Annotated in this window: 14 protein-coding genes and 1 pseudogene; 7 read left to right on the top strand and 8 right to left on the bottom strand. The window is 64.9% G+C overall.

Annotation, left to right across the window (positions count from 1 at the left end; translation table 11 throughout):
• Nucleotides 1-48: 48 nt before the first annotated feature.
• The 7 genes from RSPPHO_RS05875 to RSPPHO_RS05845 form a co-directional block, all read right to left on the bottom strand.
• The gene (locus RSPPHO_RS05875) at nt 49-2,244 is read right to left on the bottom strand and encodes a methyl-accepting chemotaxis protein (protein ID WP_041794561.1); all 2,196 of its coding nucleotides are present in this window, start codon (nt 2,242-2,244) and stop codon (nt 49-51) included.
• Between the two features lie 207 nt (nt 2,245-2,451).
• Nucleotides 2,452-3,969, bottom strand: a complete 1,518-nt coding sequence (locus tag RSPPHO_RS05870) for an acetyl-CoA hydrolase/transferase family protein (protein ID WP_014414348.1) — start codon at nt 3,967-3,969, stop codon at nt 2,452-2,454.
• 287 nt (nt 3,970-4,256) lie between these two features.
• On the bottom strand, nt 4,257-6,389 hold the full coding sequence (locus tag RSPPHO_RS05865) for a heavy metal translocating P-type ATPase (RefSeq protein ID WP_041794558.1): 2,133 nt from the start codon (nt 6,387-6,389) through the stop codon (nt 4,257-4,259).
• A 78-nt stretch (nt 6,390-6,467) separates the two neighbouring features.
• Nucleotides 6,468-6,752, bottom strand: a complete 285-nt coding sequence (locus RSPPHO_RS05860) for a hypothetical protein (protein WP_051013717.1) — start codon at nt 6,750-6,752, stop codon at nt 6,468-6,470.
• Nucleotides 6,737-7,873: an AcvB/VirJ family lysyl-phosphatidylglycerol hydrolase gene (locus tag RSPPHO_RS05855; protein WP_041794550.1), complete on the bottom strand. Its 1,137-nt coding sequence runs from the start codon at nt 7,871-7,873 to the stop codon at nt 6,737-6,739. Before RSPPHO_RS05855 ends, RSPPHO_RS05860 begins: the two co-directional genes overlap by 16 nt.
• 97 nt (nt 7,874-7,970) lie before the next feature.
• A complete protein-coding gene (gene mprF, locus RSPPHO_RS05850; protein ID WP_014414344.1) occupies nt 7,971-10,589 on the bottom strand; it encodes a bifunctional lysylphosphatidylglycerol flippase/synthetase MprF in 2,619 nt (872 codons plus the stop codon).
• Nucleotides 10,590-10,759: 170 nt separating this feature from the next.
• A complete protein-coding gene (locus tag RSPPHO_RS05845) occupies nt 10,760-12,736 on the bottom strand; it encodes a thioredoxin domain-containing protein (protein WP_041794547.1) in 1,977 nt (658 codons plus the stop codon).
• On the opposite strand from RSPPHO_RS05845, the pseudogene RSPPHO_RS21715 reads away from it, so the two are divergent.
• The 7 genes and pseudogenes from RSPPHO_RS21715 to RSPPHO_RS05815 form a co-directional block, all read left to right on the top strand.
• Nucleotides 12,735-12,986: pseudogene (locus RSPPHO_RS21715) on the top strand (DUF6489 family protein); the annotation flags it as partial. The gene RSPPHO_RS05845 and the pseudogene RSPPHO_RS21715 overlap by 2 nt on opposite strands.
• 142 nt (nt 12,987-13,128) lie before the next feature.
• A complete protein-coding gene (mnmE, locus tag RSPPHO_RS05840; protein ID WP_041794544.1) occupies nt 13,129-14,436 on the top strand; it encodes a tRNA uridine-5-carboxymethylaminomethyl(34) synthesis GTPase MnmE in 1,308 nt (435 codons plus the stop codon).
• On the top strand, nt 14,433-16,322 hold the full coding sequence (gene mnmG / locus RSPPHO_RS05835) for a tRNA uridine-5-carboxymethylaminomethyl(34) synthesis enzyme MnmG (RefSeq protein WP_014414341.1): 1,890 nt from the start codon (nt 14,433-14,435) through the stop codon (nt 16,320-16,322). The genes mnmE and mnmG overlap by 4 nt, the downstream gene beginning before the upstream one ends.
• A gap of 213 nt (nt 16,323-16,535) precedes the next feature.
• Complete coding sequence (gene rsmG, locus RSPPHO_RS05830; protein ID WP_041796705.1) at nt 16,536-17,141, top strand: 16S rRNA (guanine(527)-N(7))-methyltransferase RsmG; 606 nt, start codon at nt 16,536-16,538, stop codon at nt 17,139-17,141.
• Nucleotides 17,134-17,949, top strand: coding sequence for a ParA family protein (locus RSPPHO_RS05825; RefSeq protein WP_277905303.1), 816 nt, complete (start codon nt 17,134-17,136; stop codon nt 17,947-17,949). Before rsmG ends, RSPPHO_RS05825 begins: the two co-directional genes overlap by 8 nt.
• Nucleotides 17,950-17,972: 23 nt before the next feature.
• The gene (locus RSPPHO_RS05820) at nt 17,973-18,968 is read left to right on the top strand and encodes a ParB/RepB/Spo0J family partition protein (protein ID WP_157879103.1); all 996 of its coding nucleotides are present in this window, start codon (nt 17,973-17,975) and stop codon (nt 18,966-18,968) included.
• Between the two features lie 128 nt (nt 18,969-19,096).
• Nucleotides 19,097-21,154, top strand: a complete 2,058-nt coding sequence (locus RSPPHO_RS05815) for a putative bifunctional diguanylate cyclase/phosphodiesterase (RefSeq protein ID WP_014414337.1) — start codon at nt 19,097-19,099, stop codon at nt 21,152-21,154.
• A gap of 10 nt (nt 21,155-21,164) precedes the next feature.
• Here the strand turns inward: RSPPHO_RS05815 and RSPPHO_RS05810 are convergent, their stop codons facing one another.
• Nucleotides 21,165-21,356, bottom strand: coding sequence for a hypothetical protein (locus tag RSPPHO_RS05810; RefSeq protein ID WP_014414336.1), 192 nt, complete (start codon nt 21,354-21,356; stop codon nt 21,165-21,167).
• Nucleotides 21,357-21,491 lie beyond the last annotated feature (135 nt).

The raw sequence follows: 21,491 nt of genomic DNA, 5'->3' as shown, positions 1-21,491 counted from the left end.
AGGCGAGCCTCCCCAGCATTCCGTCTCCCTCCCCCGGCCGGAGCCGGCTTACGCGGAGCGGATTTCGGCCAGAAAGCGATCCAGTTCACCGCGCAGTTTTTCCGAATGACTGGCCAACGCCTCGGCCGAGACCAGCACATCCTCGGCGGCCCGCCCGGTCGCCGAGGCGCTATCCGTCACGCCGGTGATCGTATAGGACACCTGCTGAGTCCCGAGGGCGGCCTCTTGCACATTGCTGGCGATTTCCTGCGTCGCGCGCCCCTGGGCCTCGACCGAGGCAGTGATGGCGGCCGCGATGTCGCGCATCTGGCTGATCACCGTGGCAATGCCCTTGATGGCCTCGACGGTGCGGCGGGTTTCTTCTTGCACAGTGGTGATTTGCTGGCCGATCTCACCGGTCGCGCGCCCGGTCTGGCTGGCCAGGGTCTTGACCTCGCCGGCGACGACCGCAAATCCCTTGCCGGCATCGCCAGCGCGGGCCGCCTCGATGGTGGCATTAAGGGCCAGCAGGTTGGTTTGGCTGGCGATATCGTCGATGAGCTGGACGACCTGCCCAATGCGATCGGCGGCACCGGTCAGGCTTTCGACCATCCCGTTGACCCGGCTCGCCTCCTGGGAGGCCACACCGGAGATACGCGCGGAGTCCCCGACCTGCCGGGCGATCTCGGCAATGGAGGAGGAAAGTTCCTCGGCAGCCGCCGCCACGGTTTCGACGTTCATAGTGGCCTGCGAGGCGGCAGATGCAACGGTCTCGGCCTGAAGACTGCTGTCGGAGGCCACCGTGGACATGGCCCGGGCGGTCTCTTGCAACTGGCTTGCCGAGTCCGACACCATGCGGACCACGTCCATAACCCGGGCCTCGAAGGCATCGGCGAGGCGGTTCATGGTGACGCGGCGCTCTTGTTCGGCGCGGGCCTGATCCTCGGCACGCGCGGCGATCGACTGCTTCAAGCTGCCTTGCATCGCCCGCAGCGAATGAGCGAGCACCCCCACCTCATCGGCCTGCTCGAGATCAAGGGATTGGTTGAAATCGCCCTGGGCAATGCCTTCGGCAAAGGCGGCACAGGTGCGCACCGGGCGGGCGATGCCCCGCGCGGCGACCACGACCAAAATGATCGCCCCCGCCGCAATGCCGAGGCCAACCGCAACTTGCCACAAGGTGTCGGTCGTAGCCCGCGCCTCCAGGGTTTGTTCCAGCACTTGGGCGGGGGCCATGACGACGGCGCGAGGCAGGGTCAGCACCACGGCCCAGGCGGTGCCGGAGCGACCGAAGGGAATGGGCGCATACACGTGGATATCGCCAAAGGAGGGATCGTCGCGGACCACGGCTTGCCCTGCGGCCACGGTGGCCTGCGTTTGCGCCCACTGTGGCCCCAAGTCGCTGACAGGTTTTCCGATCGACTGGGGCGCGCCACTGTTGGCCACGACCAAGCCGGTATCGTTGACAATCACCGCAGTGCCGGCCCCCCCGAGCAACGAGGTATCGACCTGTTCGGCGAGGCGTTGCACGAAGTCCAGGTTATAGTCAGCGCCGGCCACCCCGGCGAAGCGCCCGTCCACGACGATCGGAACGGACATGGTCGCGAGAAAGACCGGTTTCCCCTGAACGATATAGGGCAAGGGGCCAAGGAGGCTTTCCTTGCCGGTTTTCTGGGGATTGAGATACCACGCCCCTTTGACCAGTCCATTGGGGTGGCGAGCGGCACTATCGTATTCCACCAACGGCTGGACCGCGATAGTGCCCGTGGTGTCGTTACGGGTCCAATAGGGCAGGAAACGGCCGGTGCTATCTGATCCCATTTGGGTCTGCCCGACAAAGGTATTGTCCTCACCATCCAGAGCATTCGGTTCCCAGGCCGAGTAGGTGCCATTAAACCCTGGGTTATCTTCCAAGACACGCCGCAGAACAGAGTTGAAATATTTCCGCTTTTCCCCTGTTTCATGGGCAGTCTTCTCTTCTGCCTCGACTGCGAACACCTTGGCTATGGTGCGAGCGGCATCAAAGCCCAGATCGAGTTCCGCCTTGATGGAGCGCGCCTCGGCGCTGGCTCGATGGACCAGGGTCTCCTTGGTTGTCGCGTCGGCCAGCCGGGCCACATCGGCCGAGACCACCCGGCTGGTCCCGTAGGAGGAATAAACGCCAAAGCCCGTCATGACCAAAACGGTGGCAATGAGAAGAAGGCCGGACAGGAGGGCGATTTTAAGCTGGATGGATTTAAGAGCGGAAAACGAAAAGAATCCCATCACGTTGTCTCCATATCCACGTCGGGACCGCCCGGACCCTGCCAGGAGGATGGGGATGACCTGTCCCTCTCGACTTTAGAATATGGATACCGCCGTTTCAAAGAAGTGTCACTGCGTTTTAGAAACCATCCAATAAATCTGGAGGCCCCAAAAAAACCCGGGAGACCAAGCCTCCCGGGGGCAAGCGGCTCAGGTCGGCATGAGTCCTTAAGCGCGCATCGAGCCGGTCTTGACGAAACGCTGATGCCAAGACAGAGATTCATCAAGCAAGCACGGCGAATGCAGGCCGTAGGAGTTTTCCTGGGCGCGGCGGAAGTAGTCGGCCAGCGCCGGCTGATAGTCGGGGTGGGCACAGTTTTCGATAATGGTCTTAGCCCGCTGCTTGGGCGAGAGACCCCGCAGGTCGGCCAGACCGTATTCGGTCACGATGACCTGCACGTCCTGATTGATGTGGTCCACGTGGCTGGCCTGCGGCACAATGGCGGAAATCTTGCCCCCCTTGGCGGTCGAGGGGGTCACGAAGATGGACACATAGGCGTTACGGGCAAAGTCGCCCGAGCCGCCAATCCCGTTTTGAATGCGCGAGCCCATGACGTGGGTCGAGTTGACGTTGCCGTAGATGTCAGCCTCGATCATACCGTTCATGGCCAAACAACCGAGGCGACGGATCAATTCGGGATGGTTGGAGATTTCCTGCGGACGCAGGATCATCTTGTTGCGGTAGCGCTCCATATTGGCGTTGAGGGTGGTCGCCGCCTCGGGGCTCAACGAGAAGGCGGTAGCCGAGGCCATGCGCAGCTTGCCGCAATCCAGCAGATCGAGCATGCCGTCTTGGATCACCTCGGTGTAGGCGGTCATGTTCTCGAAGGGACCATCAAGCAGGCCGGTCAGCACCGCATTGGCGATGTTGCCCACGCCAGACTGAAGCGGCAGCAGATTTTCCGGCAGGCGCCCCTTTTTGACCTCGTGCTGGAAGAACTCCAGCAGATGGCCGGCGATGCGCTTGGCCACGTCGTCGGGCGCGGTAAAGGGCAGGTTGCGGTCGGGCACATCGGTTTCAACGACCGCCACCACCTTATCGGGATCGCAGCGGAAGTAGGGCTGACCAATCCGATCGTCGGCGCGCACCAGCGGAATCGGCACGCGGTTCGGCGGCAAGGCGGTGCCGTAATAAATGTCGTGCATACCCTCCAGGGCCGGGTTCTGCCAGCTGTTGACCTCCAAAATGATCTTGGAGGCGCGGTCGAGCCACGTCTTGTTGTTGCCGACCGAGGAGGAGGGAATCAGCAAGCCGTCTTCGCGGATGCCCACCACCTCGACCAAGGCCACATCAAGCGGCCCCAGAAAACCCTGCCACGCCACCGGCGCCACTTGGCTCAGGTGCATGTCGAAGTAGTTCATCTCGCCCCGATTGATCTTCTCGCGGGCGATGGGATCGGAGTTGTAGGGCAGGCGAAATTCAATGCCGTTCGCCCGGGCCAGGGCGCCATCAAGCTCGGGGCCGGTGGAGGCCCCGGTCCACACGCTCACGCGAAACGGATTGCCGGCGGTATATTCGGCTTCGATACGGGCAGCGAGCGCCAGCGGCACGGCCTTGGGATAGCCCGACCCCGTAAAGCCGCTCATGCCGACCGTGCAGCCATGGGTGATGTGCTTCACCGCTTCCTCGGCCGAGGTCACTTTGGCCCGCAGCTTGGGGCATCCGATCCGCTTGTGGTCGATCAAATCCGTTTCCTCCGATGGTTATCCCTGATCTCCGGGCTCCCCGAAGGCCGCCCTGCGGCCTCTTGGTCCGAAGTCACTTTTTCAACGGGCCCTCTTACCCCGGGCCGACCTAGAGCGCCAGTGATCAGCGACGCAACCCCCCAATGACGCAACGGAAAGGACAAAGCGCTGGCGCCTGAGCGGAACAACCCGTATCGTTTTAAGATTCATTTGAGTGGAGGCACTCGGTCGGGGGAACGCAGGGCTGCCGCCCCGCGTTCCCCCGACCGAGTGCCCCCCTCGCGTTCTTAACGCCCTGCCCCCAGAGACCGCAGGTCGGAGAGGGCGGAGCGGATCCCTTCGCGGGAGAAGTCTCCGCCCAGGAAGGCATTGCCAAGCACGCCTAGGGTGGTTCCATTGTGCAGCACGGCGGCCAGCACCGGGGAAAGCCGACCCAGGGCCGCCCCGAGCAGCAAGCCGGTGTTGATGGTGGCCGCCACCTTGAAGTTGGTGTCGATGACAGAGAGGGTCGAGCGCGCCAAGTCGTGGATGTGGGCCACGCCATCCAAGGCGTCGCGCATCAAGACCACATCGGCGGTGGCCCGGGCCACGTCGGCGCCGCGCGGCATGGCGATGCCGACATCGGCAACCATGAGAGCCGGGGCATCGTTGACGCCATCGCCCACGTAGGCCACCTTGCAGCCCTGGGCTTGCAGGGTTTGGATCAGGTGGGCCTTGTTTTCCGGAGCCACCTGGGCATGCACCTCGTCGAGCCCCAGGCGCTCACCCAAGGCATGAGCGGTGTCCGGGGTGTCACCGGTGATCATGACCAGCCGGCGGATGCCATTCTCGCGCAGACGCTCCAAGACGGCGCGGGCCTCGGGACGCACCCGATCGCGCAGGGCAATGACACCATGCGGACGGCCATCGGCGCCGACATAGAGCAAGGATCCGCCTTCGGCCGTGAGGTCGGCCAGAACATCCTCGTAAGGCGAGAAGTCGATGGCCTCATGAGCCTCCAGGTAGTGGCGGCTACCAATGCGTACCGTGAGGTCGCCCACCCGGGTGGCAAGGCCATGGCCGATGAAAAAGTCCACCTCCTCGTGGCCCATGTGGGCCAGGGAGCGCCGCCGTGCCACGTCCACCACCGCCGCCGAGACGGGATGACGCGAGTGTTCGGCCACCGAGGCGACCAGGGCCAACAGGGCATCCTCGCTGGAACAGGTGGTTTCGTCGAGGCAGACGATGCGGGTGACTTCGAGTTCGTTGTGGGTCAAGGTGCCGGTTTTGTCGAAGACCAGGGTATCGGCATCGGCCAGCTTTTCCAGGGCCCGCCCGCCCTTGACCAAGGCGCCGACCCGCGCCGCCTTGACCATGGCCGACTTGATGGCCATGGAGGTCCCAAGCTTACCAGCGCACGAGAAGTCGATTAAAAACACCGATTCCAGGCGGCGCACCGAGCGGGTCATCAAGAACACCGCCACGCCCGAAGCGAGGGTGATGATGATGCGCTGGTCGGCCAACTCGTCGGCCTTGGATTGGGTGATGGCCTCCTCGGCGAGAGCACGTTGCAGGAACTGGGCGATGCGCGCCGTTGTCGTGGCGTCGCCCACCCGTTCGGCGATGACGCTGAGGCGGCCTTCCTCGATCACCGAGCCCGAGAGCACGGCGTCACCGGCCTCGCGCGGCACCGGCAGGCTCTCGCCGGTGACTGCCGACTGGTTGACCGTGGCCGCCCCCGCGACCACCACCCCGTCCACGGCGATGGTTTCGCCGGCCTGGATACGCACCCGCGCGCCGGGCGCGACATCCTTGAAGGGAATTTCGCTGACCGTGCCGTCCTCGGCCTCGACCCAAACCGTTTCCACGTCGGGTTTGAGCAGGCGCAACACGAGGTCGTCACTAGCGCGGCGTGTGGAGTCTTCAATCAGCCCGGCGAGATTCAACAGCCATTGGGTAATGTTGGCTGTGGCATACTCGCCTCGGAGGGTGGCCAACCCCACCGCCGTAGCATCAAGCACTTCGACCCGCAACCCCTCGGTCAGCAAGGTCGCAACGCCACGCCGAACCGTGTCGGCGACATGCACGACGGTCAAGCCCGCCTTCAGCGAGGGCGGCAAAAACGGCAACGCAAGGCATAAGCCGCCCCCCAGGAACAAGGGGCTGGCATCCAGGGGATCCTCGCTCTGATCCACCGCTTGCGTGCGGGGCAGCGGCGTTTGGTCGAGAAGGCGCACGGCGTCTTCGACGCGCTGGGCCGCCGCTGCCGTGGCCTCGTGTTCCACGACCACGGACAGCGCCGCCGGATTGAGCCGCACGCGCGTGACCCCGGCCACCCCTTCAAGGTAGCCCCGCAAATACCGCTGGTCGAGGCGGCGGTCGCGCAGAGAGGCCATCTTGAAGCGGGAACGGCCGGGAAGGCGATGAACGAGGCGAGCCATGATCCCCCCAAGGAGCCGGAGCCGGAGTCTGCGACGGGAGACTCCGGCCGTGTTCACGTTAAAGTCAGGCGGACACGATCAGGCCTCGGGTGAGGGACCGTCGTCTTCTCCCGTAGGCACCGCGCCGCGCGCCGCCGCTTGCATCTCGGCCTCGGCGTCGCGGAACCGCTCCTTGATTTCCTCCATGCCGCCTTGGAACAGGCCCCACAGCGAGGCGAGCCCGGTCAGGGTCTTCTTTTGCATCGAGGGATTGCTCAAGATCAGGGCCGCCACGGCGCCGACCACCAACCCCTTGACGTAGGCGTCGTTCTGGAAATCGACCCACCCCCGGGTCCACGAAGCGTTGGTCAAACTCTGGAACATCGAAGCCGAAGCCGCCGGGGTTCCCGCCGGGGCATAAGCCGCTCCCGGCGCCGCACCTGGTCCGGTGGCATAGCCATAGCCGTAGCCATAGGCGTTCGCCAAACCGTCCGCCGGTGCCGTGCCATAGGGAGCCTGGGGCGGCTGCGGTGCCATGCCCCCATAGGGTGCCTGCGGCGGCTGGGGTGCCATGCCCCCATAGGGTGCCTGCGGCGGTTGCGGCGCCGCGCCCCAATAGGGCGCCTGCGGCGGCTGCGGTGCCTCCCCTCCTTCTGGAATTGGAGGGCAATCTCCCGGTCCAGGTCACGCCAGCCGCCATCCCCGGACAGCACAATGGCCATGAGATCGCGGCTTGCTGTCGCCGGCAGGGGAACCAGGGCGGCATCGGCGATCCCGCTGCGGTTGGCCAACAGCCGACTGACGCGCCGGGCCAGCGCCTCGTCGGGAGGCAGCGAAACCCGGACCGTGCGGATCGCCGGCAGAGGCCGTGTCAGCGCCCGGATCAGGCGCCGGGTCTCGGGGGGGGCGGTGGGGGTCAGAAGAACGCGCACTGGATCGTCTTGCGCCGTGAACCCATAGGCCAGAGCCGGCAGGGGCGGATCGTTCTCCCGGCGGCATACAGAGGCTTGGGCGGGCACGACGGCAGCGGGGTCCACCACCACGGCGGCCCCATAGGTGTTGACGTCGGCGCCCGCCATGGTGGCCAGGGCCAGGGCGCCACCGGTGCCGGTCCCCGCCAGGATCGGGCTGAGATAGGGATCAACGGCCAGGGCCTTTTGCAGATCCTGGCTATAGCCCTCCAAGGTGTTGGCCAGATCGGTGCAGTCGCCGGGCTCGGCGGTATTGATGTGGGCCAGCAGTGCCGGGGTATCGAGGCCGACGACGAGGGCGCCCTGGCGCTGCCAGCGGGTCGCCAGCGCCCGTTCGCGCGTCCCCCACCGGGCGTCGGAAAACAGCACGACCACCGATTGGGGCGGCCCTGCGGGCTGGAACACGGTCAGAGCCGCCGGGGGGAGGGAAAAGGGCGGGTCGGGAAGGGGGGGAGGGTCGGGAGGGGGGAGAGGGGTGGCGTGGGCGAAGCCGCAGATCAAGCACAGGACAAGGAGGGGGACGATGGCGCGCATGGCGTGGGACTCCTGGAGCGGTGCAGGCAAAAAAAAGGCCGGGGAGGCGTGCCTCCCCAGACCCCTCAGATCTGGTGGTTTTTAACGGGGGATGGGATCATTTGCCGATCACGCCTTTGAGCCCCCCGCTGATAAGAAACGCGGTGTCGGCCAGGGCGAGGGCGGGATTGAGCCCGCCGGCCACGGCCATGTAGCGAGGTTGCCAGTCCGGGGCAAACTTGGCCTTGAAGGCGCGCAAGCCCTGGAAGTTATAGAACCGTTCGCCGTGTTCATAAACGGCACGCCCGACCCGATGCCAGACCGGCGCCGAGACACTGGCGCGCAGCCCGGCGAGCGGCGCCATGCCCAGATTGAAACTCCGATAGCCCTCGGCCTGGAACCGCTCCATAAGGCACAGGAACAGGAACTCCATGCCCGAGCGGGGGCCTTCGGGATCGAAGCGCATCAGGTCAATGGAGACCTCTTCCTTCAGCGAGGTCGTGAGCAAGGTGGCGAAGGCCATGATCCGGTCTTGAACCCGCAACACGGCCACCGGCTGCGACAAGACGTAGTCGGGCTCAAAGGCGCCAAGAGAGAAGCGCTTTTCCCGGACCTGATGCTGGGCCATCCAGGCGTCGGAGATCTCTTGCAGGCGGTCCATCACGGCGGCGGTGTCGGCGGGCGAGAGAACGTTGACCTCCAGACCCTCGCGGCGGCCCCGGCTCAGGGTTTGGCGCAGGCCATAGCGCCGGGAGCCAGACAGGGAAAAGGTGGTCAAATCCAGGTGAGCTTCTTCCCCCAACTTGAAGGCGCTGAGGCCGGCATCAGCGTAGAGTGCCAGGTTCTCCGGGGCCACCTGATAAAACACCGCCCGACCGCCGGCTTCACGGGCGGTTTCCACGAAGCGCCAGACCAGTTCCGGCCACGCGTCGCGCGCGCCGATGGGGTCGAACAACGCCACCCAGGACAGGCCGTGGCGGCCATACATGATGAAGGCGCGTTCGTCGTCGCTAAACATCAGGCTTTTGTCGCCCATGCGCACGAGGTTGGCCCCAGCCGAGGGTTGGGTTTCAACCAGGGCAATGGCCTTCGACAAGTCGCTGTCGTGGGGGGACAAGGAGCGTCCCGACGCCGGGCGCAGCAGGGACCACAGGGCAACGGCCGCCGCGCCCAGCGTCACCGCCAAGAGGGCGCGCAGGCTGCGGGAGGCTTCCTCGGAGAAGTCGAAAGCCCCCCAAAGGTCATGGCTGTACTCAACCTCCCGGTAGGTGATGAACAGCAAGACGAACGCCGAGGCAACCACGGTCCCGACCGCGGCCAGCCAGGGCGCGGTGAGGATTTGGTGGACCAGGGCGGCAGGGCGGCGGAACTCGGCCCGGGTCGCCAGCAGGGCCACCGACAACAAGACCAGAAGGATGAACTCGCCCAACGCCAAGGCTTTGAGCAAGGATAACACCCCAGCGATCGCCGCCGCGCCAATCGCCGTCCACCACGCCCCATCCAAGCGAAAGGCCAAGCCGCGCGCGACGATGACCAGCATCAGGCCGAGAATGCTGGCCAAAAAATGAGCCGCTTCCACGATGGGGAGCGGCACCCACTGCGACAACAAGGACAAGGTGGTTGGGTGGGCTGGGGTCACCCCCGAGAACACCAGCATGGCGCCCAGGATCAAGGTCAAGGTCGAAAGCACCGGCGGGGCCAACCGGCCTCCCGCCCCGATGACCCGCGACGCCGCGGGGCCTTCGACCAATCGCTTGAGTTCAACGAGGCTCACCACGACGGCCGCAATCAACAGCGGCAAAATGTAATAAATGACCCGAAACAGGATCAACGCCCCCAGGAGCCGATCCATGGGAACGGCGTCGCCCAAGGTGGCGATCAAAATGGCCTCCAACACCCCGAGGCCGCCGGGAACGTGACTGAGGACACCAATGCCCATGGCCACCGCGAACAAAGCGACGAAGGCCGGAAAGTCGATGGGAACGGTGGGCAGCAAGATCCACAGAACCCCGGCGCAGGCCACCACATCGACGGTGGTCGCCGCCAACTGTCCGAGAAGAATGCGCGGACGCGGCAAACGCAGGGTAAAGCGTCCCCAGCCTACCGTGCCATCGCCCCGCCCCGCCAGGGCGCCCAGGGCAAACAACACGGCCAAGGTCGCTCCGGCGCCCAGTTCCAAAACCAGGGGATCAAGGCCGAGGAAGGGCGAAATCTCCTGGGCCGAGACCAACAGGCCCGCCGACGTTAAGACCGTAAGGCCCAGGCCGAACGCGGTGGTGACGAACAAGATGACCTTGCCCGCGTCTTCGGGTTCCAGGCCATAGGGGGCATAAAACCTGAGGCGGATGGCGCCGCCGGTCAGCGGACCAAAGCCGGCGGTGTTGCCCACGGCATAAGCGCAAAAGGCAGTGAGACCAACGGCCCGGTAGGGAACAGAGCGGCCGATATAGGCAAGAGCGGCCACGTCATAAAAGGAAAGGGCGATAAAGCCGATGACCGTGAAAGCAATGGCCTGGAGCACCGACGTTAACGGGGTCGCCTGAAGCGCCGCGACAACGTCTTGGTAGTGGACCTCCCGGACCAGTTTGCCAATGGTCACGCCGACCAGCCCCAGAACGGCTAAGGTTGCCAGCGAAATCAAAAGATTGCGGTGGTCCGAGGCCCAGGCCAGGACACGGGCCAGGACCGGGGAAGAACCGCCAGACGCCGAGGCGTCAGGATCGGAGTCAAGTGTCATGGGGAATCACGTGGCGCGAGGGAAAGGAACAGCCAAAAGGCGGTTGGAAAAGACCGTGGGGAGACGGCCTGAACCTGTCAAGAGGATCAGAGTGCGGAACAATACACCGCCTCCTGTTTCACGTGAAACACTCGACGAAGAAAAATCGGCCAGAACCAGACCTCTCATTCCTATCGGGATAAAAAGTGGTCCAGGGCTTGGCGCAGACTTTCCGGGGTTGTCAGGGGCGGTCCGCACACCCCGTCGCGGCACACGGTCGCCCGAGGCGATTTTATTGTGTTGGGCAAGCGTCGTACCGTAAAGGCACCGTGCCGGGCTTGGCTCAATGCGGCTTCCCAGGCGGGATCGGTGCCTTCCAACGTGACCAGCAGGCCGGTCTCCAGAAAGTCTACGGCCTGGAGTACCGAGGCGGTGTAGGGAAACTGTCGCAGCAGGGCCTCACCCGCCGGCCGCACCACGGTGTCGATCCGCTCCCGCCACACAAGATCCCCAGTCAGGTGAAACAGGCGGGCGTAGGCTTGCAGCAGAAGACCGGTGCCCGAGGGTGTTGCCGTGTCGGTGAAGCTGCGCGGCCGCCACGGCAAATCCTGGGCCGATCGGGCGGTCTGGCAATATCCCGGGCTGTCGTCGTCGCGATAGTCGCCCTCCACCGTGTTGGCCCAGGCCAGGACCTGTTCCAGGAAGGGCGCCTCGCCCGTGATCTCGTACAGCGCGAGACCGGCCCGCATCAGGCCGGCGTAATCTTCCAGCATGGCCTCAGCCTGCAAGCGGCCATGACACAGGCTATGCCCCAGGCGATGGTCGGGTCGCGTCATGGTCGCCAGGATACCCTCCCAGGCGTGACGAGCCCGGGCGATCCAGGCCGGCTCCCCGAACACCAAGCCCGCCCGGGCCAGAGCGGCGATGACCAGACCGTTCCAATCGGCCAGAACCTTGTCGTCGCGCGCCGGCCGGGGCCGATGCTCGCGCGCCCGCCACAACAAATCGCGGGCCGAGGCCAAGTGCTCTTCCAGCGCCGTTTCCGCGTCGGCGTCGAGCAGGGGCCCGGCCCGATGCAAAATATTGTGACCCTCCCACGTGCCCTCGGGCGTCACGCCGTAGGCTTCCATGAAGGCCGGGGCGAGGGGCCCCAACAGGGCCTTGATCTCGCCCACGCTCCACAGAGCAAACCCGCCTTCCCCGGCCTCGTTGTCCGCATCCAGGGAGGCGGCAAAGGCCCCGTTTTCGGCGCTCATCTCGCGGTCCAGCCACGCCACGGTTTGGCGAACCCGTCGGGCCAGCAGCGGATCGCGGGTCGAGCGCCAGACTTCGGTCATCAGCTCGATCAGAAGGGCATTGTCGTAGAGCATCTTCTCGAAGTGAGGGATCTGCCACGCCGCATCCGTGGCATAGCGGGCAAAGCCCCCCGCCAGATGGTCGTAAAGGCCGCCCTGGGCCATGCGGGTCAGGCTGTGGGTGACGGCGTGACCAAGGCCGGGGTCGTCGGTGCGGTGCGCCACCCGGTGCATCAGGGCGAACACGGCGGGCATGGGAAACTTGGGGGCGCCGCCTAGGCCGCCGTGCTCCGGGTCGATGTGGGCCAGCAGGGCGCGCACCGCCGCGTCTAGATCCTCCAGCCGTCCGCCCTCGCGCGCTCCCTCGGGAGGGTGAGGTCGGAGGGCCTCGGTGAGGGCGTCGGCCTGACGATCCATGTCCTCGGGATGACTGCGGGCAAAGTTCGAGACCATCTTCAAGACTTCGACGAACCCCGGTCGGCCCTGGCGCGGCTCGGGGGGAAAGTAGGTGCCGCCGGCAAACGGCTTGCCCTCTGGGGTCAGAAACACCGTCAACGGCCAGCCGCCCGGTTGCCCGGTCGCCGCCAGGGCTGCTTGGTAGAAGGCATCAATATCGGGCCGCTCTTCGCGGTCCACCTTGACCGGAACGAACAGGGCGTTAACAATGTCGGCCACCGCCGGATCCTCGAAGCTCTCATGGGCCATGACGTGGCACCAGTGGCAGGCGGCGTATCCCACACTTAACAGGATCGGCCGGTGGGTGGCGCGGGCCTCGGCAAAGGCCTCGGGTCCCCAGGGAGCCCAATGCACGGGATGCGTCCGGTGCTGGCGCAGATAGGGCGAGGTTTCCTCTCCCAGGCGGTTACGGCTCATGGCAAGCTCCCTGAACAGGCGTGGAAAGGGCGTTGGTGATCGGCTTACGTCTTTTACTGCTGTTTGGATGCGCCTGATCGTCATGCAACCACCGCTCCAGCCGGCGCGGTCGAGGGAGGGAACGATGAAAATCACGGTGGATGTGGAATGCACGCCCGAGGAAGCCCGTGCTTTCCTGGGCCTGCCCAATATCGCCCCGCTCCAAGACGCCCTGGTGCAACAGATGCAAGACCGCATGGCGGCCTCCCTCAATGCCCTGGAACCGGAAGCCTTGTTACGCGCTTGGTTTCCGGCGCAGGTCCAAAACCTGGGGGCCTTGCAGGACTTTTTTGGTCGCAGTTTGCCAAAAAGGGCGCGCGACCCTCTTCTTCGTCGGAGACCTAAGGCCGATTATGGCAACGATTTTTGCCCTCGCGACCGCCCATGGCCGGGCCGGCATCGCCGTGGTCCGCGTTTCCGGGCCAGGGGCCGGGCCGGTCTTGGACGCCCTGACCGGCCGCCGTCCGGTGCCCCGGCGCGCAACCCGAGCCCGCCTCTGCCACCCCGTGAGCAAAGAGTGGTTGGATGACGCGCTGATTTTGTGGTTCCCCGGCCCCGCCAGCTTCACGGGCGAGGATCTGGCCGAACTGCACATCCATGGCGGACGGGCGGTGCTGGAGGCGGTGACGCAGAGCGTGGCCGAGATCCCCGGGGTGCGGTTGGCCGAGCCCGGGGAATTCAGCCGCCGCGCCTTCTTGAACGACAAGATGGACCTGACCACGGCCGAGGCCCTGGCCGATTTGGTCAACGCCGAGACCGAGGCCCAGCGGCGGCAAGCCTTGCGTCAGGCCGACGGCGCCTTGTTTCGGCTCTACGAGGGATGGCGCGGTGAGGCGATGCGATTGCTGGCCCACGCCGAGGCCTTGCTCGACTTTCCCGACGAGGACCTGCCGCCCGCCGTCGAGGCCGAGGTGCGGGCGGGCATTGTTCATCTGCGCGACACCTTGGCCGCCCACCTTGATGATCGGCACCGAGGCGAACGTCTGCGGGACGGTCTCCACGTCGCGGTGATCGGCGCGCCTAACGCCGGCAAGTCGAGCTTGGTCAATCGGCTGGCGCGGCGCGAGGCGGCCATCGTCTCCGACATTGCCGGCACCACCCGCGATGTTATCGAAGTGGGCCTCGACCTCGGCGGTTATCCGTTGCTGCTGGCCGATACGGCCGGGGTACGCGAGACCACCGATGTCATTGAGGCCGAGGGGGTGCGCCGCGCTCTGGCCCGTCACGCCCAAGCCGACCTGACCTTAGTGGTGATGGATGGAACCCGCGACCCGGCCGAGGCCGATCCCTTGGTCGGCTTGAGCGGGGCGAACTTGCTGCGGGTCTTTACCCGGGCCGATCAGGTGGCCGAGCGGACGGGAGAGGGGATCTGGATTTCCTGCCTGACCGGGGAGGGCTTCGAGGCCCTGGAGGCGGCCTTGGAACGGGCGGCCCGGGCCCTGCTCGACGAAACCAATGCCCCTGCCCTGACCCGCGCCCGGCATCGTGCCGCCGTCACCGAGGCCCACACCGCCCTTGCGCGGAGTTTGACGGCGCCGCTGGCCGATCTCCGAGCCGAGGACTTGCGGCTCGCCGTGCGGGCCCTGGGGCGCATCACCGGCCGGGTCGCGGTGGATGATCTGCTGGACATCATCTTTAGAGACTTCTGCCTGGGTAAATGAGCATGAACGCGAACCAGTGGGATGTGATCGTCGTGGGCGGCGGGCACGCCGGCACCGAGGCCGCGGCGGCCGCCGCCCGGATGGGGGCACGCACCGTCTTGGTGACCCATCGCCGCGAGACCGTGGGGGCCATGTCCTGCAACCCAGCCATTGGTGGCCTGGGCAAGGGGCATTTGGTGCGCGAGATCGACGCCCTGGACGGGCTGATGGCCCGCGCCATTGATCGCGGCGGCATCCAGTTTCGCATGCTCAATCGCAGCAAGGGGCCAGCCGTTCAAGGACCCCGCGCCCAGGCCGACCGCCGGCTCTATGCGCAGGCCGTTCAGGATCTTCTGGCTGAAACGGCCAATCTGACCCTGTGGGTCGGGGCGGTGGAGGATCTGTGCGTGGATGCCGCGGGGCGGTGCGCCGGGGTGGTTCTGGCCGACGGCAGCCGCTGGACGGCCGGGGCGGTGGTCCTGACCACGGGGACCTTTCTGCGCGGTGTTTTGCATGTGGGCGAGGAAACCACGCCTGGGGGGCGGGTGGGGGATCCGCCGTGCCTGGGGCTCTCGGGGGCGCTGGAGCGGCTGGGCTTTTCCTTGGGGCGGCTCAAGACCGGCACCCCGGCCCGCCTTGATGGCCGGACCATCGACTGGGCCGCTCTGGAGATCCAACCGGGCGAGGATCCGCCGCCGCCGTTTTCCTTTCTGACCTCGGCGATCACCACCCCCCAGGTCCCCTGTCACCTGACGGCCACCACCCCCGAGACTCACGCGGTGATCCGGGCCAACCTGCACCGCTCGCCGCTTTATGCCGGACGCATCGAGGGCATTGGGCCGCGCTATTGTCCGAGCATTGAAGACAAGGTGGTGCGCTTTGCGGATCGCGATCGCCACCAGATCTTCCTGGAGCCCGAGGGCCTGGACGATCCGACCGTCTATCCCAACGGCCTGTCCACCAGCTTGCCGGTGGATGTTCAGCACGCTTTTCTCAAGACCATTCCCGGCTTGGAGCGGGCCCAGGTGCTGCGCCCGGGGTATGCCATCGAGTACGATTTCGTTGATCCCCGCAGCCTGACCCCCACCTTGGAAACCCGGCGGGTTCCCGGGCTGTTTTTGGCTGGACAGATCAATGGCACGACGGGCTACGAAGAAGCGGCGGCCCAGGGGCTGCTGGCGGGCGTGAATGCCGCCTTGGTGGCCGGACGCCAAGAGGCGCGTGGCTGTGAGACGTCCCTGACCATCGACCGGGCCGAGGGCTATCTCGGCGTGATGATCGATGACTTGATCACGCTGGGGACCCGCGAGCCCTACCGCTTGTTCACCAGCCGGGCCGAGTATCGCCTGGTCCTGCGCGCCGATAATGCCGACCGCCGCCTGACCGCCAAAGGTCTTGCCGTGGGCTGCGTGGGGGCGGAACGAGCCCGGGCCTTCGCCGACAAGGAGGCGGCCCTGGACGCGGCCCTGCACCAGATCCGGGCGTTGGCGGAAACACCGCAGGCCTTGGCCCGCCGGGGGATTGGCGTGAATCATGATGGCCAACGCCGCTCGCCCTTGGATCTCCTGGCGCTGCCCGACATGACCTGGGAGCGGGTGGTCGGGATCTGGCCCGAGTTGGCCCGGTTGCGGCCCGATGTGGTGGAGCAGGTGGAAATCGAGGCGCGCTATGCCGGCTATCTGGCCCGCATGCACGCCGACATCGAGGCCTTTCGGGCCGACGAAAGCCTGCATTTGCCGGGGGATCTCGACTACCATGCCCTGGCCGGCTTGTCGGCGGAACTGCGTGGCAAACTGTCGGAAGCGCGGCCGGTGACGTTGGGGGCGGCGGGACGTATTCCCGGCATGACCCCGGCGGCCTTGACGGCGCTGTTGAGACATGTGAAAAAAGGACATCGGGCGGTCTGAGCCGAGGAAAAAAGTCGGTGGAAGGCCATTCCGATCCTCCCGTTTACCTTTTCTTTTGTGTCCCCTGGCACGGTGTTCCACGGCGTTGTGGTCTGGTGTCGGGCACTGTCCCGGAGAGTCCACCAAAGGGTCTGTGCTAACGGGTACCGTTCGCGTATGAAAAAATCCGCTGTGTCATCCGCTTCCGGGGGCGCCCACAAAGGGCCGGCCCCCCTGACACCCGACGCCTTTGCCGAGGCGTGTGCTGTTTCACGTGAAACAATGAAACGCCTGGAGGCGTATCTGGCGCTGCTGCGCAAATGGCAGCCGGCCTTGAATCTGGTGGGACCAACCACCTTACACGACCCGTGGCGGCGCCATTTTTTGGACTCGGCCCAGCTTTTGCCCTTGATGCGCCCGGGAGCCCGGGTCGTTCTTGATGTGGGGAGTGGGGCGGGATTTCCCGGGATGGTGCTGGCCCTGCTTGGGGTGCCCGAGGTTCATTTGGTTGAATCGGATGGGCGCAAGGGGGTGTTTCTGCGGGAAGTCGCGCGGGTGACCGAGGCCTCGGTTCAGGTGCATACGACCCGCTTGGAAGCCATGACACCGTTTCCCGTCGATGTGGTGACGGCCCGGGCCTTTGCGCCCTTGCCCCGGCTGTTGGGCTGGACGGCTCCGTTCCTGGAAGCCGGCGCCCAAGGCCTTTTTTTAAAAGGGCAATCGGTTGAGGAGGAGTTGACCGAGTCCCGCACACAGTGGATGATAACCGAGGACCGGTTCCCCAGCCGCACCGGGTCCGGCGGCTTCGTCCTGCGACTTGAAGAGGTTCGCCGTGTCTGAGCCCTATGCCCTCGCTCCGATTCCCACTACCGGCCCCCGCGTTATTGCCATCGCTAATCAAAAGGGGGGGGTGGGTAAAACCACCACGGCCATCAATCTGGCCACGGCCCTGGCCGCGACAGAGAAAAAAATCCTCATCATCGACCTGGATCCTCAGGGGAATGCGTCAACGGGCCTCGGCTTGACGGCTGCGGCGCGTGCCCAAAGTACCTATCAGGTGCTGATGGGAGACCTGCCGGCGCGTGAGGCCATGCGGTCTAGTGGAATTGGCAATTTGTGGGTTATTCCCGCCGGCGTCGATCTGGCTGGCGCCGAGCTCGAATTGGTGGCCGAAATGGGCCGTGAGTTTCGGTTGCGCATGGCGTTGGAAGGGCAACTGGATGGGCTTGATTATGTGTTGATCGACTGTCCGCCGGCTTTGGGCCTGTTGACCCTGAACGCCTTGGTGGCCGCCCACGCGGTCATGGTTCCGTTGCAGTGCGAGTTCTTTGCTCTGGAAGGGATCAGCCATCTGGTCAAAACCATTGAGCGGGTGCGACGTCTGTTCAACCATGACCTGGATATTCAGGGCATTGTTCTGACCATGTTCGATCGTCGCAATAACCTGTCGGACATGGTGGCCGCCGATGTGCGCGGGTACTTTGGGTCCAAGGTGTACAACACCGTGATTCCCCGCAACGTTCGGATTTCCGAGGCGCCGTCCCACGGCAAGCCGGTGCTGTTGTATGATTTGAAATGCGCGGGCTCGCAGGCGTATTTGCACCTGGCGGGGGAGATGATCAAGCGCGAGCGTGGTTGGGCGGCATGATGGATGTGATGGAGTATGGCGAGATGACCCCCTCCGACTCCCAGGGTGCCGACGACAGTGTCGTTGTGCCCCCGTCCTCGAGCCGTAAGCGCGGTCTCGGGCGGGGCCTCTCCGCGTTGTTGGGAGACGATGAGGAGATTTCTCGTCTGGAAAGCGGCGACGGGCCGGTGCGGGGGATGCAGATGGTGCCGATTGGCAGCGTCATGCCCAACCCCACCCAGCCGCGTCGGCTGTTCGATGAGGAGGCGATCGCCGATCTGGCGGAGTCCATTCGCTCCAAGGGGATTTTGACCCCCATTTTGGTGCGGCCGGATCCGCTGGGCACCGGGGGCTACCAGATTATCGCCGGCGAGCGTCGCTGGCGGGCGGCGCAACGGGCTCAGGTGCATGAAGTCCCGATCTTGGTGCGCGCGCTGTCCGATCAGGAGACCCTGGAGGTCGCCCTGGTCGAAAATCTTCAGCGCCAGGACCTGTCGCCCATTGAAGAGGCGGAAGGCTATCGGCGGCTGATGGAAGACTTCAGCCATACCCAGGAGGGCTTGGCCCAGGTTCTGGGCAAAAGCCGCAGCCATATTGCGAATACCTTGCGCCTGACCACCTTGCCCGACGAAGTCAAGCTGATGGTCGAGGAAGGCAAACTCTCGGCGGGTCATGCCCGCGCCTTGATCACCAGCGACCGGGCGGTGGAACTGGCTCGTCGCGTGGTCACCCAAGGTTTGAATGTGCGCCAAACGGAAAAGCTGGCCCAGCAGGCGGCAACGGAGCCCAAGGCCCGCGCGGCACGCAATACCAAGGACGCGGATACCCTGGCGTTGGAGCGCGATATTTCCAACAACCTGGGCCTCAGTGTGAGCATTGAGTCCAAGGGGCGGGGAGGGCGCGTGGTCATTACCTATGAGTCTCTGGCCCAGTTGGATGATGTGTTGCTGCGCTTGGCCCAAAGCCATAAGGAGCCCGAGCCGGTGGTGGAAGATGACGAGACCGCTGGGTTGGGCGACCTGATCTCTTTGGACGACTAGGGGCGGTTGACGGGGACTCTGCGAGCGAGGCGATGCCCCATAAAGGCGGGGCGTGATTCGCGTGGCCTAGGCGCTAAAACCGGCGTAAAACCTCCAGATCGCCGTCCTCGCTCAGGGTCCTCATCACCATGTCGGAAGCACCGGTCGTCCCGCCGCCCCTGGAAGCGTCCCCTTTTTCCGGGGAGTCCGAAGGGGAAGACGATCCTCTCTTGCGCTTGGTGGATGCCTTTCCCGAACCCTTGGCCGTGGTGCAAGACGGGCGGCTTCTTTTCCTCAATCAAACCTTGAGTCTTTTGCTCGGGCTGGACACAGCCCAGGGGATCGGCACGATGTTTGTCGATCTGGTGCGCGAGGAAGACCGGGAGATCTTGACGGGGCACTTGAGCGATGCCGGGCGGTTTTGGGAACTGACCGCACGGTTGGCGGGCTCGGAGCGACCGGTGATCGTTAAGGGATCGGTGGCCGCGTCATCCGATGCGCCCGTGGCTCTTCTGAGCGTGCGTCCAGGGCCTGGGGGATCCGGTCTCCTTGTCGATGGTCCTTTGCGCTCGGTGCTGGACCAGATGCCGTTTCCCATCATGATGACCAGCCCGATGGGGGTCATCGAATACGTCAATCCCGCTTTTTTACGCAACCTCGGGTACGAGGCGCACGAGGTGCTGGGCCGCACCCCCCGCTTTCTCAAATCGGGGACCATGAATGAAACCATTTATGAAAAGCTCTGGGCCGATTTGGCGGCAGGTCGGCAATGGAGCGGAGAAATCCAGAACCGGCGCAAGGACGGTTCCCTGATCTGGGAGCGAACCACCATCGTTCCCCTGCGCGACGCCACCGGAGCGGTTGTGCACTATATGGCGGTGCATGAAGACATCAGTCAGCGCAAAGCCGCCGAAAGCCGGTCGTGGCATCATGCCAATCACGATGCGTTGACGGGTCTGCCCAATCGGATCTTGCTGCGCGACCGGATGACCCTGGCGGTGGCTCATGCGCGCCGGGCGGGCTCTCGGGTGGCGGTGCTGCTGGTCGATCTTGATCACTTCAAGGTGATCAACGACACCCTGGGCCCTATTGTTGGCGACACGTTGCTCTGTCAGGTGACCCAAAGGCTGCGCGAGTGCCTGCGCGACACCGATACCTTGGCTCGGGTCGGGGGCGATGAGTTTTTGATTCTCTTGGTGACGGAAGGCGGGGTCGTTGACCAGGCGCTGGTCGCCCGACGCATTCTGGAGGCGCTGCGCCGTCCATTTGTCCTGGACGATGGCCAGGACGTCATGATCGGCGGATCAATCGGCATCACCGTGTCACCGGATGACGGGGAGTCCGTGGATGAGCTGATGCGCAACGCCGACACCGCCTTGGCGCGCGCCAAGGAGTCGGGGCGCAATACCTATCAGTTTTTTACCTCGGAGATGAACCGGGAGGTCCAAGAGCAGATTTCTCTGGAGGGCGCTCTCCGGCGGGCTGTCCGCAATATGGACTTGACCGTGCATTATCAGCCGGTGGTGGACAGCCAGACTTTGCTGGTGGTGGGGACCGAGGCGCTGATCCGGTGGCCCAGTGCGGAGGGAGGATTTGTGTCTCCGACCCGGTTTATCCCGGTGGCCGAGGACTTGGGTTTGATGGAGGAAATCGGCGCTTGGGTGTTATGGACCGCCTGCACCCAGGCCCGCCAATGGCTGAACCGAGTGCCGCCGGGGTTTCGAATGGCGGTCAATTTGTCGTGGCGACAACTGCGCAATCCCGACTTTCCGCAGCGGGTGGTCGAGGTGCTGGAAGGGACGGGGGTTCCGGCCTCGGTCTTGGAACTGGAGGTCAGCGAGGCCACGTTGTCGCGCGACCCCAAGCCCATCGGCCGAACCCTTCAGGCGTTGAAGGAGTGTGGCGTGTCCCTGACCATCGATAACTTTGGATCCGGGCATGGATCCATGAAGACCTTGCGCGCCTATCCCTTTGGCAGCATGAAGCTCGATCGCCACTGTGTGGCCGACATGCTGACCCGGCACGAAGATGCGGTGTTGGTGGAAACGGCGATTTTGATGGCGCGGCGGCTGGGCTTGCGGGTGGTGGCGGAGGGGGTCGAGACCGAAGCCCAACTCGCCCACCTCCGCGCCCAGTACTGCGATTTGATTCAGGGGTTCTTGTTTGGCCACCCCTTGGCGCCGGAAGATCTGGTCGCCTTGTTGTAACCGGGGGAGATCAGTTTTCGACCTTGCCCCGGGTGACCAGGATAATCAGCACGAACAACAGCACGCAGAGGCCCAGGCCCAGGAATTGGGCCCCATACAGGATCACCGATGACACGGTGACACCCAGGACATACACGCCGACATAGAGAAGCAAGCCGGTCAAGGCGACAGCGAGGATTCCAAGAAGCTTTCCAGTTACCATGGGGGGTCTCCCGCGTCCTCTGGTCCTTTGACTGTACGCTGGGCCTGTGCATTTTGTCCACAGGAAGCACGGACGACACCTTGCCCGCCGAGGCGGGCGGTGTATGATGGCGGGCCTTTCCTGGACACGAGGAGC

The organism is Pararhodospirillum photometricum DSM 122 (genome assembly GCF_000284415.1).
Lineage (GTDB): Bacteria > Pseudomonadota > Alphaproteobacteria > Rhodospirillales > Rhodospirillaceae > Pararhodospirillum > Pararhodospirillum photometricum.
This window is presented reverse-complemented; position numbering and strand designations above follow the sequence as displayed.